The organism is Pseudomonadales bacterium (genome assembly GCA_041395665.1).
In the GTDB taxonomy this organism is placed as follows: domain Bacteria; phylum Pseudomonadota; class Gammaproteobacteria; order Pseudomonadales; family UBA7239; genus UBA7239.
This window is the reverse complement of record JAWLAB010000004.1, coordinates 192,658-209,143: the sequence shown is the minus strand read 5'-3', so window position 1 is coordinate 209,143 and position 16,486 is coordinate 192,658. Positions and strand designations below refer to the sequence as shown.

General features: G+C 47.8%; 17 protein-coding genes. 4 read left to right on the top strand and 13 right to left on the bottom strand.

Going from position 1 to position 16,486, the window contains the following annotated elements; all coding sequences use genetic code 11:
- Positions 1 to 97: 97 nt before the first annotated feature.
- The gene (locus R3E63_07695; GenBank protein MEZ5539818.1) at positions 98 to 607 is read left to right on the top strand and encodes a hypothetical protein; all 510 of its coding nucleotides are present in this window, start codon (positions 98 to 100) and stop codon (positions 605 to 607) included.
- Positions 608 to 661: 54 nt separating this feature from the next.
- Here the strand turns inward: R3E63_07695 and R3E63_07690 are convergent, their stop codons facing one another.
- The 13 genes from R3E63_07690 to R3E63_07630 all read right to left on the bottom strand — a co-directional run bounded on the left by R3E63_07690 (position 662) and on the right by R3E63_07630 (position 13,965).
- A complete protein-coding gene (locus R3E63_07690) occupies positions 662 to 2,653 on the bottom strand; it encodes a DUF3488 and transglutaminase-like domain-containing protein (protein ID MEZ5539817.1) in 1,992 nt (663 codons plus the stop codon).
- 2 nt (positions 2,654 to 2,655) lie between these two features.
- The gene (locus tag R3E63_07685) at positions 2,656 to 3,624 is read right to left on the bottom strand and encodes a DUF58 domain-containing protein (GenBank protein MEZ5539816.1); all 969 of its coding nucleotides are present in this window, start codon (positions 3,622 to 3,624) and stop codon (positions 2,656 to 2,658) included.
- A gap of 3 nt (positions 3,625 to 3,627) precedes the next feature.
- A complete protein-coding gene (locus tag R3E63_07680; protein MEZ5539815.1) occupies positions 3,628 to 4,551 on the bottom strand; it encodes a MoxR family ATPase in 924 nt (307 codons plus the stop codon).
- 37 nt (positions 4,552 to 4,588) lie between these two features.
- Positions 4,589 to 5,785: an O-succinylhomoserine sulfhydrylase gene (locus tag R3E63_07675; GenBank protein ID MEZ5539814.1), complete on the bottom strand. Its 1,197-nt coding sequence runs from the start codon at positions 5,783 to 5,785 to the stop codon at positions 4,589 to 4,591.
- Entirely contained in the window at positions 5,785 to 6,696 is a 912-nt protein-coding gene (locus R3E63_07670; protein MEZ5539813.1) for a hypothetical protein, read from the bottom strand. The genes R3E63_07675 and R3E63_07670 overlap by 1 nt, the downstream gene beginning before the upstream one ends.
- The gene (locus tag R3E63_07665; GenBank protein MEZ5539812.1) at positions 6,693 to 7,283 is read right to left on the bottom strand and encodes a glycosyltransferase family 39 protein; all 591 of its coding nucleotides are present in this window, start codon (positions 7,281 to 7,283) and stop codon (positions 6,693 to 6,695) included. The genes R3E63_07670 and R3E63_07665 overlap by 4 nt, the downstream gene beginning before the upstream one ends.
- Positions 7,284 to 7,304: 21 nt before the next feature.
- Positions 7,305 to 8,819, bottom strand: a complete 1,515-nt coding sequence (gene purF, locus R3E63_07660) for an amidophosphoribosyltransferase (GenBank protein MEZ5539811.1) — start codon at positions 8,817 to 8,819, stop codon at positions 7,305 to 7,307.
- A gap of 11 nt (positions 8,820 to 8,830) precedes the next feature.
- Positions 8,831 to 9,394, bottom strand: a complete 564-nt coding sequence (locus tag R3E63_07655) for a CvpA family protein (protein MEZ5539810.1) — start codon at positions 9,392 to 9,394, stop codon at positions 8,831 to 8,833.
- 15 nt (positions 9,395 to 9,409) lie between these two features.
- Complete coding sequence (locus tag R3E63_07650; GenBank protein ID MEZ5539809.1) at positions 9,410 to 9,883, bottom strand: SPOR domain-containing protein; 474 nt, start codon at positions 9,881 to 9,883, stop codon at positions 9,410 to 9,412.
- Between the two features lie 219 nt (positions 9,884 to 10,102).
- The gene (locus R3E63_07645) at positions 10,103 to 10,783 is read right to left on the bottom strand and encodes an HAD-IA family hydrolase (protein MEZ5539808.1); all 681 of its coding nucleotides are present in this window, start codon (positions 10,781 to 10,783) and stop codon (positions 10,103 to 10,105) included.
- Positions 10,783 to 11,733: a 23S rRNA pseudouridine(955/2504/2580) synthase RluC gene (gene rluC / locus R3E63_07640; GenBank protein ID MEZ5539807.1), complete on the bottom strand. Its 951-nt coding sequence runs from the start codon at positions 11,731 to 11,733 to the stop codon at positions 10,783 to 10,785. The genes R3E63_07645 and rluC overlap by 1 nt, the downstream gene beginning before the upstream one ends.
- A gap of 107 nt (positions 11,734 to 11,840) precedes the next feature.
- A complete protein-coding gene (locus R3E63_07635) occupies positions 11,841 to 12,749 on the bottom strand; it encodes an SDR family NAD(P)-dependent oxidoreductase (GenBank protein MEZ5539806.1) in 909 nt (302 codons plus the stop codon).
- A gap of 34 nt (positions 12,750 to 12,783) precedes the next feature.
- Complete coding sequence (locus tag R3E63_07630; GenBank protein MEZ5539805.1) at positions 12,784 to 13,965, bottom strand: steroid 3-ketoacyl-CoA thiolase; 1,182 nt, start codon at positions 13,963 to 13,965, stop codon at positions 12,784 to 12,786.
- Positions 13,966 to 14,120: 155 nt separating this feature from the next.
- On the opposite strand from R3E63_07630, the gene R3E63_07625 reads away from it, so the two are divergent.
- The 3 genes from R3E63_07625 (at position 14,121) to R3E63_07615 (ending at position 16,478) form a co-directional block, all read left to right on the top strand.
- On the top strand, positions 14,121 to 14,588 hold the full coding sequence (locus R3E63_07625; GenBank protein ID MEZ5539804.1) for a MaoC family dehydratase: 468 nt from the start codon (positions 14,121 to 14,123) through the stop codon (positions 14,586 to 14,588).
- A 63-nt stretch (positions 14,589 to 14,651) separates the two neighbouring features.
- The gene (locus tag R3E63_07620; GenBank protein MEZ5539803.1) at positions 14,652 to 14,861 is read left to right on the top strand and encodes a DUF5668 domain-containing protein; all 210 of its coding nucleotides are present in this window, start codon (positions 14,652 to 14,654) and stop codon (positions 14,859 to 14,861) included.
- Positions 14,862 to 14,870: 9 nt separating this feature from the next.
- A complete protein-coding gene (locus R3E63_07615; GenBank protein MEZ5539802.1) occupies positions 14,871 to 16,478 on the top strand; it encodes a hypothetical protein in 1,608 nt (535 codons plus the stop codon).
- Positions 16,479 to 16,486: the final 8 nt, after the last annotated feature.

The window sequence follows — 16,486 nt, the reverse complement described above, 5'->3', positions numbered from 1 at the left end:
CACACCAATAACCAACGGCACAAGGATCAATGTCTCGCTGAGAGGTTTTGGGGTAAACAGGCTTCCAAACAAGCTTATGACGGGCGTCTCCCAAAGCATGGAGCTGAAGCCTGATTGCACATTTACCAGTATTATCTCCGTTACCGCCCCTGTGTTAGGGCTGGATAACATGGCTGTCTTCACACTGAATGGCAGCTGGAGCTATCCAGGGGAAAGCAAGCTCATTTATTTCACGATTGACGGTGATATTTCTAAGGGCGCAGCAGCTGGCGGCACATGGGGAACTTTGTTTGACCCAGACCAAGCCACGGGTATTCCTCAGTTTTTCTCACTGTTGATTAACCCAGCCATCCCCGATCGACAAGACCCACTGGATCCAACAAAAGTGCGCGTAACTGAAAAAGTAGCCACCCCGTTAGTCGTTGTGTATCCCAGTGTTTCTTTACAAAAAGGCTACATTCAGCTGAGCAAAAATGGCACACAAGCCACCATTACTACGCTGATTGGCGGCAAATCAATCGCCACACCAGGGGCAAACGGTAGAGGCGTTGTTAGAGAAGCTGACTTCGCCTTCGGCGCCATTACCAAAGCAACCACTGCGTTCTAAATTAACTCTAATAATATCCTGACACCAAAAGCCACTCTTTTAAGGGTGGCTTTTTTATTTGCCGATAAACAACAAGAAGCACAAAAAATAACAGTCTTTACCGAAAGAAATCATTAAGTTCTTTTTTTCCTTGATTTCGTTGTTATACATCCACTCATAATATTCCGCTGATAGCCGCTCAAACTGCTCTGCATATGGCAAACCCGCTGCGCGAATTCTGCTCGCATACTGCACCGGCGTTTCCATTGCCAAGCGAGCAACACCTTTTCGCGCATAAGCATCACACAACCGACGATAATGCCTCGTTGCTGGGTGTTCCTTATTACTGCGCTGTTCGCGCCAATACAAAAAAATACAAACACCAACAAACATTAACCCGACACCCACCACGCTCCATACGGCGACCCGCAATGGAGACAGCAAACCCATTTTTTTCAAGAATGCTGATTGCCGTTCATTGTCATAACCCAAAACCCAACGAGACCAAACATAATCCAAGCGATCCATTTCTAAACGCAAACGATTTAGCAAAGAGAATTGGCGCGAGCCAAAAACATTTTCACCGCCTGCAAATAAAGGATTTGACGCATAAGCCCCTTCAAACCCTAAATCAATTCGCTCTGGTGCCACAGCAGCCGTAGGGTCAATGCGCCGCCAGCCACTACTGGGTAACCACACTTCTGCCCACGCATGCGCGTCATACTGCCGCACGACAACAAAGCCATTTTTGCTATCAATCTCCCCCCCCATATAGCCCATAGCCACGCGAGCTGGGATACCAGCTGCCCGCATCAAAAATACAAAACTTCCAGCAAAATGTTCACAAAAACCACTGCGTGTATTGAATAAAAAATCATCCACGCGATCATCTTTCAATATTGGTGGTTGCAATGTGTAGTGAAAAGAAGCGTGATAGAAATCCAACGCATTTTTAATAACAGCAGCATCAGATGTCACCCCCTGTCGCCATTGTGATGCCAATTTTCTAGCCGCTTCATTACCCGTGCTAGGTAAAGACAAATACTGGTCGCGTTCGGCAGCACTTAATGACACAAGGCGTTCTGAAAATAAAAGGCGAGCCTCATACATGCGACGCTCACGAACATTATCGACATAGCGAATAATGCCGTCTGGCTTTATTTTCATTCGCCCATCACCAATTGCACTGGGTTTTAACAAATACACCCACGGTTGGCCTGAAGGTTCTAACACCACTTGGTAAGGAAAACTTTTTTGTGCTTTCTGGTCTGTAATATTAGGTATTGAAGTAGTGCAGTGTTTGCAGCTTTCTGACCACTGCTCGCCATCAAAATGATCCAAAAATAATCCATACCAATACAGTGATTTCCGTTCTGGAACCTCATGGGGAAAAGAGGCGCGAAACGCAATATCTGACGACTTCGCCAATGACGCCACATCGCCGAAACGCATGCTATCGCTCATACCTGTTTTTGCTTGCTGCGTTTTAAGTGGCATAGACCATAGCGGTGGCAAGCGCGGCATCACAACAAATAAAAACAACATCACAGGCAGCGCCATTAAAAATAGCCATACGCCACGCCGCAAGGGATGCCAAACATCTCGCTGCAATACAACTGCATCACTTTGTACCGCCACCAATGACGCTAGAACCAAGGCCACCGCCCAAAAAACCAATACGGCATATCCAACAGATTGCGAGAATAAAAAAGCAGTCATCAAGACAAATACCGCAAGGTAAAGCAAAAATTGTGCGTCTTTATTTTGATAAATCTCCAATAGCTTTAGTGAAAAGCCCAATAGCAACAAAGCGACAAATATATCGACAGAAAGTACAAAGCCAAACTGTGCCAATAATGCTGCACCAGATAACACAACCAAAACCACACGCAACCATGCAGCTGGGAACGATGTTCTACCTGAAAAAATAAACAGTCGCCACACCAAGCAAACAGCTGCAACCAATAACAACCACCAAGGCAAATATATCGACAACAATGCATTACACAGCGAAAAACTGGCTAACAGATATAACAGTGCAGGGCGTGATAATTGCTGCGCAACCATAACTAGACCTCGAACAACGCCAATGCAGTTAGCACGGTACGCCAGTGCTTCTCACCGCTAGCCACTGGAATATCTGGCCTATTCGGTAGCGACAAACCAAAAGCACGACCTTGCTCATACAAAAAACAGGCGCAATAACATAATTTCGACAAACGCAGTTCGAGATCGGGATCATTCATTACTGAAAAATCCAATATCACTTCACCACCTCGTTCTTCACTGTACTCGCGCACATACAGGCCGCGCCCTGCCGCATACTGCTTCCACGCGATACGCGAATTAGGTTCACCTACCGCATAAGGCTTTAGCGAAAAATATTCATCACCGCCAATCACTTGCTCTATTGCAGCCTCCTTGGTATTGCCACCGCGACAACACAAACGATAATCCGCTTCAACAGGTTTTGGATAAACCAACACACTGACACCAAAATCCAGCCAACTCCAACAACGCACAACACCTAGTGGATAAACTGACTGCAAATGCAAACGCCCCAACTGCATAGTGCCGCGCGCAGCAGTGGCGTGTGTCAGCGTAATGAAGCTTGGCTCTTCAGGAAAAATCGTTACAGAGACTATCGGCTGCTGCGGCCAATGCAGCTCTATTTTCTGTCGCAAAGAAATGGCATGTAGAGAGAATCGCGTATGTATCGCTTCACCTGAAAATACAGGCTCAGCGCCGACAAAGCGCAACTGCACACCATTCAAATGAGAAAAAGTTTGTAAAATTGCCACAAATAAAACAGCTAATATCAAAAAACTCAAAGCAAAAATTAAGTTATTTTGATAATTGGTTGCCCCAATCCATAACAGTGCATCTAATAGTAAAAAATAAAAACCGTGGCGAGAAAGAAAAATAAACAGGTTGCGTTGGCTGAGTTGAACACTAGCGCTGCGCGGAATTCTGCGATCTAGCCACTGTTGATAGCGCTGTCGCCAAGAGTCAGGAAGCACCTTCAACCAGCGTGACATGCATCACCCCAATACATCCACGCTGTCCAATACCAGCTTCGCTGGATCAGATTGTTGACTGTCGCGCATCTGATAACGCAAGCGATGTGAAACAACAGCAGAAAATATCGATTGAATATCTTCTGGCACTACAAATTGTCGATGCTGCAACAACGCCCAAGCGCGTGCCGCTTGCATCAAACCCAAGGCAGCACGCGGTGAAAGTCCCCACTGAAAATTGCCAGAATAGCGGGTACGATCAATCAATCGCTGCGCGTAATCCAACACACTTGCTGAAGCCTGTACGGCGTCCACTTGGCTTTGCAATGTCATCCAAGTTTCTACAGAAACTAACGGCTTAATAGTAGACAATACAGCTCTGGGGTTGCGTCCTTCTAACAAAGCACGCTCTACAGTGTGCGCAGGAAACCCCAAAGAAATTTGCATTAAAAAACGATCTAGCTGTGATTCAGGTAGAGGGTAAGTGCCTGATTGATGCAGAGGATTTTGCGTGGCGATAACAAAAAAAGGTTCAGGCAGCGCTGTGCTTTGTCCATCTATCGACACCTGTTTTTCTTCCATCGCTTCTAGCAACGCGCTTTGTGTTTTAGGTGAGCTGCGATTAATTTCATCCGCCAATAAAAGCTGCGTAAATATCGGCCCTTGATGCAAAACAAATTGTCTTTTTTCCGCATCAAAAATATTGGTACCGAGAATATCGGCCGGCAACATATCGCTAGTAAATTGCACACGGCGATAACTAAAACCCAACACCGCCGCCAAGGCGTGCGCCAGCGTGGTTTTACCCATGCCGGGTAAATCTTCGATCAATAAATGCCCTTTCGCCAACATACAAGCAAGCGCTAAGCGAATTTTTTCTTCCTTGCCTAGCAGCACTTGTCCAACAGCAGCGATAATGTTGTCTAGCTGTTTGTTAACCTCTGACACAAATCACCTCAACACTGTAGCGACCTATTGACTGACATTACAGCGCATCAAGCCCACGCTGCATATCTGCTTCAATATCACTCAGCGACTCCAAACCGACAGAAACGCGAATCAAATTATCTTTAATGCCCGCTTGCGCTCGATCTTCTGGCGTCAAGCGGCCGTGTGTAGTCGTAGCGGGATGCACGATGGTGGTTTTGGCGTCACCCAAGTTTGCAGTGTGCGATACCATTTTTGTGGCATTGATAAAACGCCATGCAGCAGCACGATCGCCTTTTACTTCAAACGACATCACACCGCCAAAGCCTCCTAGCTGTTGTTTTGCTGCCAACGCGTGCTGTGGATGCGACAACAAACCACAATAATGCACGGCATCAATTTGTGGTTGTTTTTCTAACCACTGTGCTAGAGCCATTGCATTACGGCAATGTTCACGCATACGCAGAGCTAATGTTTCTAAACCTTTCAACATTACCCACGCGTTAAATGCGCTGAGTGTTGGGCCTGTTGTGCGTAAAAAGATCGCCACATCATTGAGATATTTTTTATCGCCCACTACCGCGCCACCCAAACAGCGCCCTTGGCCGTCGATATATTTGGTCGCGGAATGCACAACGATATCGGCACCCAAGGCCAAAGGTTTTTGTAACGCCGGTGAGCAAAAACAGTTATCGACGACTAGCACGGCATCGGCTGCATGCGCGATTTTTGCAATAGCCGCTATATCAGAGACTTCATTCAATGGATTGGATGGCGTTTCCAAAAAAAATAGTTTGGTGTTTTTTTGAACTGCCGCTTGCCACGCCGACAAATCAATCAAAGTAACAAAACTAACTTCAACACCAAACTTTTGCAGATAGCGTGTAAACAATGCCGTGGTTGTACCAAACACGCTACGCGAACACACCACATGATCACCTCTTTTTAATAGCGCCATACAGGTGGCGAGAATCGCTGCCATACCCGATGCCGTCGCCACTGCCGCTTCACCACCTTCTAAAGCAGCCAAACGATTTTCAAAAATAGCCACAGTGGGATTTGTGTAGCGCGAGTAGACCAAACCATGATCTGTACCAGCAAAACGCGCAGCAGCTTGCTCCGCTGAATCAAAAATATAACTGGATGTTAAAAACAGCGGCTCACTGTGCTCACCCCAATGCGTAGATTCAAAACCAGCGCGCACGCCCAGCGTTTCAAAAGACCATTCATCGTTTTGCCATTTTTTATCAGTCATCACTTTTTCTCCAACCAAAATGTAGGGCTATAACCATTCACAGGGAAACGCACAGGGCCATCAGGAAAATTAATTTTTGTCACTGTATACGGTATTTCTGAAAATTGCAGACCCAAGTCGCGCAGCTCTTTTTCACGATCTAAAACAATAACACTGTAATAACCGCCGAGAATTTTATTTCGCGCATCCGTTCGTAATTTTTCAGCCAATTCAGGACTGCTGCCAGTCATCACATCGGTCACTTGTGTGTTGTGTGCGCAAAAACTTTTCCCTGCCATCCAAGTCAAATAGCCGTGAGATGTCACACAAACAGGCCCATCTACAGTATGCAATTTATCCAAGACAAATTTTACTGCCGCTGTGTCGCGCACTGTTGGAATTTGTGTTGCAGGGTTGTAGCGATAACGCCAAAGATCCAAAGATAGAAAAGCTACTAGCAATACAGCGCCAATACCAGCAGAAACTTTTGCTGTGCGTGATGGACTCACTTCAACGCGCGCGAGTAACAAAGAAAGCGATGATGCCGCTACAATCGCCAAGCAAATATACATCGGCATCAATACATTAAAAAAAGCACCGGCATAAGCGCGCGACAAACCGGATGTAAAAATAAAACCGATAACTAACGCATACCAGCCGATTCGATCGCGTGCATTTTTGCCAATCAGTATAAAAAATGGCACTAGCATAAGCAGGAAAGAAGGCACAGCCCACAGCACAATTTCAGCAAAGCGCCGCCAACCAAATAAAGTGACACCGTGTGTACTCGCCATCTGCAAGGTATAAAACCAAAACTTGCCACCGGTGCCTACCACCAATACCAAGAGCAAAGGCAAGCCGACAACTGCACTGCACAACAAGTATTGCCACAATGCGCGCCACCCCATCCAACACAGAATAGCAACCATCACAAAAGGCAGTAAAAAAACGAAGCCTGTTTAGTAAAGAATGCCAACACACTGACGAAGGCGCATAAAAAAGCTCCGCCCAACGATGGTTTATCTCGCCAACACAACAAACACCACCACGCCAGCAACAGCCACATCACCCACAGCGTATCAACACGCGCCAGATCAAACCAAAAGCTGGAGTGGCGATACATCACCGCACAAAATAATACTGCCAGCAATGCAAATAAGCGTGATGCAGTAATTCGTAATGTAATGACATAAGACAGAAAAAATATTCCTGCCAGCGCAACAACAGAGACAAAACGCAAGGCAAAAAAACCTTCACCAAAAACCGCTACCGACATCGCTGAAAACGCGTAGTACAGCGGCATATACAAGGCGGGAATAAAATCGAGTGACAAATCGCCGTAAAGCGGCTGATGATGCACCACGCGCAGTACTTGATGCAGCACACCTCCCTCCATCCACTCCAATTCAAAGGGATAAGCAATACGCTGCGTAATAATCTGTACTAAATGAAGAAAAAATTCACCGCCCAACAGTAATAGCGGCAAACACAACAAAATACGCCAATGGGATTTAGTCATTAGCGCCATTCCTGTAACAGCTCAACGCGCGTTGTGTATACCAACCACGCTGCCATTGACATCTCCACCTACCCCTTTGTTTTTTGCTGCGTCATTGCGGTGCGCATCCAAGCGATCCAAATAAATCTGATCGACATCGCCAGTAATATACTCACCTGTAAAAACGGAGCATTCGAAGTTCTCAAGATGCGTGTACTCACCACAGCTTTCGATCAAATCATCCAAGTCTTGATACACCAACCAATCTGCACCAATTTGTTTGCATACATCTTCTTCCGTGCGATTGTGGGCAATAAATTCGGAGGCTGACGGCATATCAATACCATAAACATTGGGATATTTCACCGCAGGCGCGGCGGAAGCAAAATAGACTTTATTAGCACCGGCATCACGCGCCATCTGTACAATCTGCTCGCAAGTTGTGCCACGCACAATGGAATCATCAACCAGCAACACATTTTTTCCGCGAAACTCTAAATCAATGGCATTCAATTTTTGGCGCACCGATTTTTTGCGCTGCTTCTGCCCAGGCATGATAAAAGTTCTGCCGATATAGCGATTCTTCATCAAGCCTTCGCGAAACTTCACGCCAAGGTTGTGTGCCAATATCTGCCCAGCCACACGGCTGGTATCCGGTACAGGAATCACCACATCGATATCATGCTGTGGATACAAACGCTGAATTTTCTCTGCCAATTTCTCTCCCATACGCAAACGCGCTTTGTACACAGAAATGCCATCCATGATGGAATCTGGCCGTGCAAAATAAACATACTCAAATATGCACGGGCGCAGTTGCGGATTTTCTGCACAAATTTTGGAATGGAAAGTGCCGTCACTCTTAATATAAATCGCCTCGCCAGGTGCGACATCGCGAATCAACTGAAAGCCGAGTACATCCAACGCTACGCTTTCTGAAGCGATCATGTATTCCGTGCCGTTTTCACCTTCACGACTACCAAATACCAACGGACGAATACCCAATGGATCGCGAAACGCCACAATGCCGTAATCGGCAATCATGGCTGTTACTGCATAACCACCGCGACAACGCTGATTCACTGACGCTACTGCAGCAAAAATATCGTCCGCCTTGGGTACAAGGTGTCCACGATTTTGCAATTCCAGCGCAAAAACATTGAGAAGCACTTCTGAATCGGATTCCGTATTGATGTGCCGCAAACCAGTGCGGAACAACTCATCCATCAACTCTTGTGTATTGGTGAGATTGCCGTTGTGCGCTAATGAAATACCGTAAGGTGAATTCACATAAAATGGCTGTGCCAATGATGCACTAGAGCTACCCGCAGTGGGGTAGCGCGCGTGCGCAATACCCATATTGCCCAGCAAACTTTGCATGTGCTCTTCTTTGAACACATCGCGCACCATGCCGTTACCTTTTTTCTGAAACACGCGGCCGTTGTGACAAGTCGCAATACCTGCAGCGTCTTGCCCGCGATGCTGCAACATCGTCAGCGCGTCATATAAAGAAACACTAACGCTGCTAGTACCCACCATTCCGACTATGCCGCACATGTACTAAACCTCTATTGCTTGGGTGTTATCTGTTCGATGACTTGGTTTTTTCGAGATAGCTGATCTTTACCCCAACCCGTGAGCATTGACGACATCTCACGAGACCAGTTTTCTAAAACTAAAACACGAGGAATTAAAACAGACTGCTTCCACCACATATCTTGTTGCACAGGCAAAATTTTTGGTAAGAAAATTAAAATCAGCAGCACGATTAACACACCACGACACAAGCCAAACATACTGCCTAGCAAACGATCAACGGCAGAAAGCCCTGTCATTTTGACCAACTGCCCAATGATGTAACCCACCAAGCTGCCGACAATGAGTGTTAGCACAAAAAGCAAAGCGAATGCTGCTGCGTATTGCAGTGATGGTACTTGTATTGTATTTGCTAATAATGGCGCCAATCTCTCACTGAAGAAAAAAGCAACAACAAAAGCAGCCACCCAAACCAACAATGACAAAGCTTCGCGCACAAAACCACGCGATAAGCTAATCAATATCGACAAAACCACAACGACAACAACAGCCCAATCTGCACCATTGAACCCTGTTTGCGACAAAAATTCGTTCAACTACACTCTCCCGTTTTACGGCGCAAAAGGTTTAACGATTGTTTGTAATTTTTGCTCGCGATCAATTTGCTGTTTGATTTTTACTGCTTGTGCTTTATCCAGCTTTGGCCCGACATAAACGCGTGTGGTTTTTTTGCCCGCCGCATCCGCTGTTGTGCGTTTAAACACTGTATGGCCGCGCAATTTCAAATCCGCCATCAGCGTTTCCACTTTGTTTTGATCCGACAACGCAGCTACCTGTACCACCCATCCTTCTGGCGTGCCATTGGCATTGAGTTTGCCACCGGGCGCTGGCGGAACAGCTGGAATGGGCTTGCCCGTGGCAACTACAGGTGCAACGGCGGGTGCGACTTCTTTGGTCACTGTTGCTGGCGCAGTGGGCGGAAGCTCAACAGCGGCCTCTGCTTTTTCTTCGCCATCCTTCGCCATGGAATACATATCAGCGACAGGCGTCGGTTCTTCAGTGGGGCGATCCGGCGGCAGCGCCACCGGCTGGCGGGCTCGGTCACCACAGGAGGATATACGGGTGCAGGAGGAATGATTTCAGGCACTTGCACACTAGGTGCGCGTTCGGCATCAAAAATAACGGGTAGCGTGACGGCGGCGATGGCAGCTAACACCATTGCTCCTACCAGACGCTGTTTGACTGCTTGTTCCAAAACGCCCCCAGATCTACCGCTCAAAAAAGAGGTGCTAATTCTAGCCGTTTCAACTCGCGCTGACGATTGAACGCAACTCGGTATCCGTGGTGATGGATGCAACCACTGGCAGCAAATCAGCAAAGCGATCTAAGCAAGCCCGCGGTTCGAAACGCCGCATTTGCTCGATGCTGTGCGCGCCGTAGCTCACCGCCACACGCGGCACACCCGCTGCCTGCGCCATTTCCATGTCGTAACTGGAATCGCCAACCATTAAAGCCTGCGATGGATCGCAAACAAAAAACTCCAACAACTCATGCAACATTTGTGGATGCGGTTTGGAGCGCGTTTCATCCGCACAGCGCGTAGCGTGAAAAAATTTCTGCATACCCATTTGCTCTAACACGCGATCCAAGCCACGGCGCGCTTTGCCTGTCGCAACAGCCATGGTGTAGCCCGCATCGCGCAAGGTGTGCAGCGTTTCGGCCACGCCAGTAAATAAAGGGGATGGCGTTTGATCAACACCGATGTAATGCCCCACATATTGCTGACGAATTTCTTCACACTTTTCTGGCGTTGCTTGCGGATACAACACCGCAATCGCTTGCGGCAAACTCAAACCGATAATTTGACGAATCGGCTCATCTTCCAGCGGTTCAACACCTGATTTTTCTGCCGCACACTGCATACAGCTCACAATTTTGGCAGCGGAATCAATCAGCGTGCCATCCCAGTCAAAAATCAACAACATTAGATTTTCTTCTCCAGTTTCTGTAGAGGTATTGCAATATCTTCCGGCAACGGCGCTTCAATGTGTACTTTGTCACCACTCACCGGATGCTTAAAAACCAACGAAGCCGCGTGCAAACACAAGCGCTTAAAACCTAGCACTTTTGCTTCGGCATTTTTAGTTTCATCGCTGTATTTTTCATCGCCGACTAAAGAGTGCCCTGCGTGTTTGGCATGCACACGAATTTGATGTGTACGACCGGTATAGGGTTTTACTTCCAACAAAGTGTAGCGATCAAACGCTTGTTTAATCGTGAAGCCAGTGTGCGCAGATTTCCCTGTATCACTCACGCGCACCATGCTCGCCAATTCATTTTTCAGCAGCGGCGCTTTGACATCTTTGATACGCGCAGGCCAAAGACCAAACACCAAAGCAAGATAGCGTTTATCAACGCGCCCTTCGCGTAAATCATCGTGCAGTGCCGTCAATGCAGTGCGTTTTTTAGCGATCAAAATACAACCAGAAGTATCGCGATCTAAACGATGCACCAACTCCAACATTTTTTCTTGCGGACGCATTTGGCGCAGCGCCTCGATCAACCCCAAACGAATACCACTGCCACCATGCACCGCCAAACCGGCGGGCTTGTTGATCGCAAGAATATATTTATCTTCAAATAAAATACGGCTTTCCAACACTTCCAACAAATTGTCGCTGGCTTTGGCGGGCGCATCCGGCTCTGACAAATGCAGCGGCGGAATACGCACCACATCACCCACCGTTAATTTGTGTTCTGGCTTGGCGCGACCTTTGTTCACACGCACTTCGCCTTTGCGCAGGATGCGATACACCAGCGTGCGCGGCACGCCTTTCAGCTGCCCGAGCAAAAAATTGTCGATGCGCTGACCGTCGTGATTTTCATCGACGGTAACAAAGCGCGCTGGTGTTTTTGATGTAGCTGGAGCAGCAATATCCACGATGTCACCAGTCACACTTGGCGTTATAAAAATTTGGGTGAGCAACCACTTGACTACTCACCCAAACCTCAAACATTTAAGCTAATTTATACAGTAATAAATTACTGTGGCGGAACAGAAAAACCGCCCCATACAGGCACATGGTTCGCATCAAAATAAGTAGACAGAGAGCTGTGCAAGCCTTCCTGTGTCCACTTGCCGCCTTGTGGGTTGTCGTAATGCGTATCGATAGTAGGACGCTGCACGATAGTTACACGCGGCCCCCACACAATAAATACTTCACCTGAAATATGACCGGCATTCGGTGACGCCAAATAAGAAACCAGTGGCGCAACATTCGCAGGATCAAACACATCAAAACCGTCTTGTGGTTTGGCAAACATCGCAGCGGTTGCACCCTGATCGGTCATCGCAGTGCGCGCGCGCGGCATGATGACATTGCAAGTGATGCCGTATTTGATCATCAACTGTGCAGCACCCATAGTCATAGCAGTGATGCCGGCTTTTGCTGCTGCGTAGTTAGGCTGACCAGCAGAACCAAACAACATCGCTTCCGAAGAAGTGCTGATTAAACGACCGTAGTGCGAGCCGGTTGCTTTAGCTTTTTCACGCCAGTAAGCGGTGGCGTTGCGCATATTCACGAAGTGACCGCGCAAGTGCACACGCACCACAGAATCAAACTCTTCGTCGCTCATACCGAAAATAGTTTTATCGCGGCAGAAACCGGCGTTGTTCACCATGATGTTCATGTCGCCGTAAGTTTCCAGCGTGGTTTTCATCAAGTTTTGCGCGTCGTTGCTGTCGGCGCAATCACCGAACACAGCAATCGCTTCACCGCCGAAACCTTTGATAATTTCTACCGCTTCCATCGCCGCTTCTTGCGCAGCAGGAATACCGATATCGTTGATCACAACGCGTGCACCGTTGCGCGCCAATTCAATCGCTTCTTCGCGACCTAAACCGCGACCTGCGCCGGTGACGATTGCCACTTTACCGTTCAATACAGACATGTTTTTCTCCTATCAAAAAATCTGAAATAAAAAATTAAATGCGTTCGATGATGGTGCCCGTGCCAATCGACGCACCACAGCACATGGTGATCAACGCGGTGGTTTTATCTGCGCGCTCCAATTCGTGCAGCGCGGTACAAATCAAACGCGCACCGGTAGAACCCACAGGGTGACCCAGAGCAATCGCACCGCCGTTGACATTCACTTTGCTCATATCGGCGTTGAACACACGCTGCCAGCTCAACACCACCGCAGCAAACGCTTCGTTGATTTCTACTAAATCAATATCGTTCAAATTCATGCCGGTTTTCTTGAACAACAATTCAGTGGCATTCACAGGACCATCCAACAAATAGTAAGGATCTGTACCTGCAACTACGCCTGTGATGATGCGCGCGCGCGGCTTCAAACCACGACGCAGTGCTTCTTCTTTGCTCATCCACAATACAGCAGCAGAGCCGTCAGAAATTTGTGAAGAGTTACCTGCGGTGTGAATGCCGCCTTCCGCAACAGTGCGTAAGCTCGCCAAACCTTCCATAGTTGTTTCGCGTAAGCCTTGATCGCGCGTCACCAATTTTGTTTGACCATTCGGCTTGCCGTCTTCACCAAAAGCAGGTGCTTCGACTTTCAACACTTCGCGATCAAAACGACCTTCCGCCCACGCTTGTTGTGCTTTTTTCTGTGAGATGAAACCGAGTTCATCCACATCTTGACGCGTGATGCCACGCAACTTGGCGATGCGTTCTGCAGAAGCAAATTGATCAGGCGTTGAATCCCAAGGCCAGCTCTGCGGTTGGAAAAAGCCAGGGCCGTTGTAAACATTGGAGCCCATCGGCACACGGCTCATCGCTTCCACGCCGCAAGCGATGCCGATATTGATTTGACCGGATTGAATCAAGGAGGAAACGATGTGGTTGGCCGCTTGCGCAGAACCGCACTGCGTATCCACCGAGCAAGCGCCCGCCGTGTAGTCTTTGCCAATCGACAACCACGCATTGCGCGTGACATTGCCAGACTGCTCGCCCGCTTGCGTGACGCAACCGCCGTACAGTTGATCGACATCTTTCATGTCCACGCCCGCTTTATCCAGCACGCCTTTCATCGACAGCGCCAACATTTCAGTGGCGTGAAAACCGTGCAAATCGCCGACGATGGCTTTGCCGCGCGCGATTGGTGTGCGCACCGCTTCAACAATGACTGCTTCTCTCATGGTCATACAATGGTTCCTCAGGTTAGGTAAGTGGTGGAAAGCGTTGGCTATACAGAACAGAAGGTGCTGGCTAACATAGCGCCCGCTTTGCCTACTGCCCACAAAAACAGGCGCATATTGTAGGCGTTGACCCTTCCCCCTTCCAGCTCAGGAGAATACTTATGAAGCAATTTAAGTTTGACGATATCGACGGTCTACAGAGCCTTGTGTCTAGCGAATTCGGCGCATGGTCTAACGAAGTGGAAGTGACGCAAGACATGATCAACCAATTCGCCGCACTGACCGGCGATGACTACTGGCTGCACACCGATCCAGAGCGTTGCAAAAAAGAAAGCCCGTTCGGCACCACTATCGTTCACGGCTTTCTCACCCTCGTGCTGCTGCCGAAAATGCAAACTCCGCCAAGCTGGGAAGTTACAGGCTTCAACCACATGATGAACTACGGCTCTAACAAATTGCGCTTCACTGGCGCTGTGACAGCTGGCAGCAAAATTCACACGCGCTCACGCGTGGCATCGGTAGAAAAAACGCCAAAAGGCCAAACTTGCGTGACCATGGAAAACCACATCCATGTCGTCGGCCAAGAACGCCCTGCGGTGATCTATGAATTGATGTTCATGTACATGTAACACCCTGCCAATCCGCGCTGTGAGCCGTCATACTGTCACGACTTTCAGCGCGGATTTTCTTCGATGAACTACCTACTTCCTCTCTCTATCATCGCCATCGGTGCGATGCTATTGCTCGGCAATCTCGGCATTCTTTCTATTCGAGACATCTGGCATTTTTTAATGACTTGGTGGCCTGCGCTGATTATTTTGTGGGGTTTGCAAATGTTAGTGAGCAGCTTGGATAAGCATCGCGCATCAAAAAATAAAACACCTCCAGCTACTGAAAATTAAACAATGCGCATGGATGCTCGCCATCGGTTTAACACGCCATTATTTTGGTGGATGCTGATTGCGGTTCCTACACTGATTCATTTTTTCTTGCTGTATCGCTACGCCGCCAATGCACCACGCCTCGATGACTTTTCCGAAGTTCTCACTTTTCTTCCCAACTTTTACGATACAGCGCAGTGGCACGAAAAAATACGCAGCTTTTTTTCTGTCTACCAAGACCATCGCTACGGCGTCACTCATGCGCTCAATCTATTAACAGACGGCATTAATTTTCGCACTTACACTTTGTGGGGAAATCTACTGCTGCCTGCTTATGTGTACTTATTCTGGCGCGCACTCAGCAAGCATCCGCTAAAAAAAGAAATAACCATCTTTGCAGCATTTTTATTTTTTAACTTGCAAACATGGTACGGCTCTTATTGGGCCAGCATTTTACTGACCTCGCTCGGCTCTCTGCCTATTGCTCTAGGTACTTTTCTTCTTATTTGCTCACCCAACCCTCGATTGATACCTTGCGCTGTATTTTGTGCCATCTGCTTAACCTACACATTAGGTAACGGCGTATTGGTATGGCCATTGGCTGTGATGTATTCGCTACTCGACAATAGAAATAAACAACAAACTTTGTGGGATAAACGCACGCTTACTTGGTTAGTCGCTGGCATTATTATTCTGACTACCTATTTTTATGACTTCCATTTTTTCAACAAAGAAGGCCATGGCGGCACAACGAGTGCTATCGATTTTCTTTGGCAGGCATTCAGTAATACCCCTCGCATAGCCATCGGTTTTTTTAGTTTGGCTGGCAGCCACTTGCTGTATTACAGCGGTCAGACGGATTGGAGAATTGTGGTAGCTGCCACTATCGGCGCACTCGAAACACTCGCACTCTTATGGCTGATTTGGAAAGGCGCGTTGCGCACACACCCTGCGTTACTGCTCTTACTTGCCTTTGCCTTTTTGACCATGCTCAGCATCGCTGTTGCGCGTGCCGCCACGATCAATTTAGGCCAAGCCCTACAAGGACACTACAAACTCTACACAGCGACATATTTACTCTTACTCATTGTCGCCGTATTGGATTGGGTGCAGGAAAATAAATCCAGTCGCACGCAACAAAGCTGCACACTTTTCTTCTGTTGCGTAGCCCTACTGTATATAGCATCACTTTTTTTGTTTATACCCACAGTAAAGCAATATCACGGTCAGCTTGCGGAAGACACCGAGCAGTGGCTATACAGCAATACACTGCAGCGCGGCGAAACGAAACTTTTTGTTAAACAACCCAACAAAAAATTACTGCGTGCCGTGAAAGGAAATTTTTACAACCCATGGACATTGCTTTCTGATCAAGAAATTCCTACAGACATTATTTACAGCGCCACATGCCCTCAACCTGCAACACAAATTACCGCAAAACTACAAAGCCAAGCACGCGCGCTGGCAGTGCATATTGATACGGAGCTAACACCAGTAGCAACACAAAAAATGTGTTTACAGAGCACGAAACAAGCAATCTTTTTTACGCTACCCGAGAAAGCAACAACACTCTGGGTGCCACGCAACCCTGAAATCGAAGAAGACTCAGGGCCTTGGGCTTTATACGCGCTGCCTTAAAAGTTATG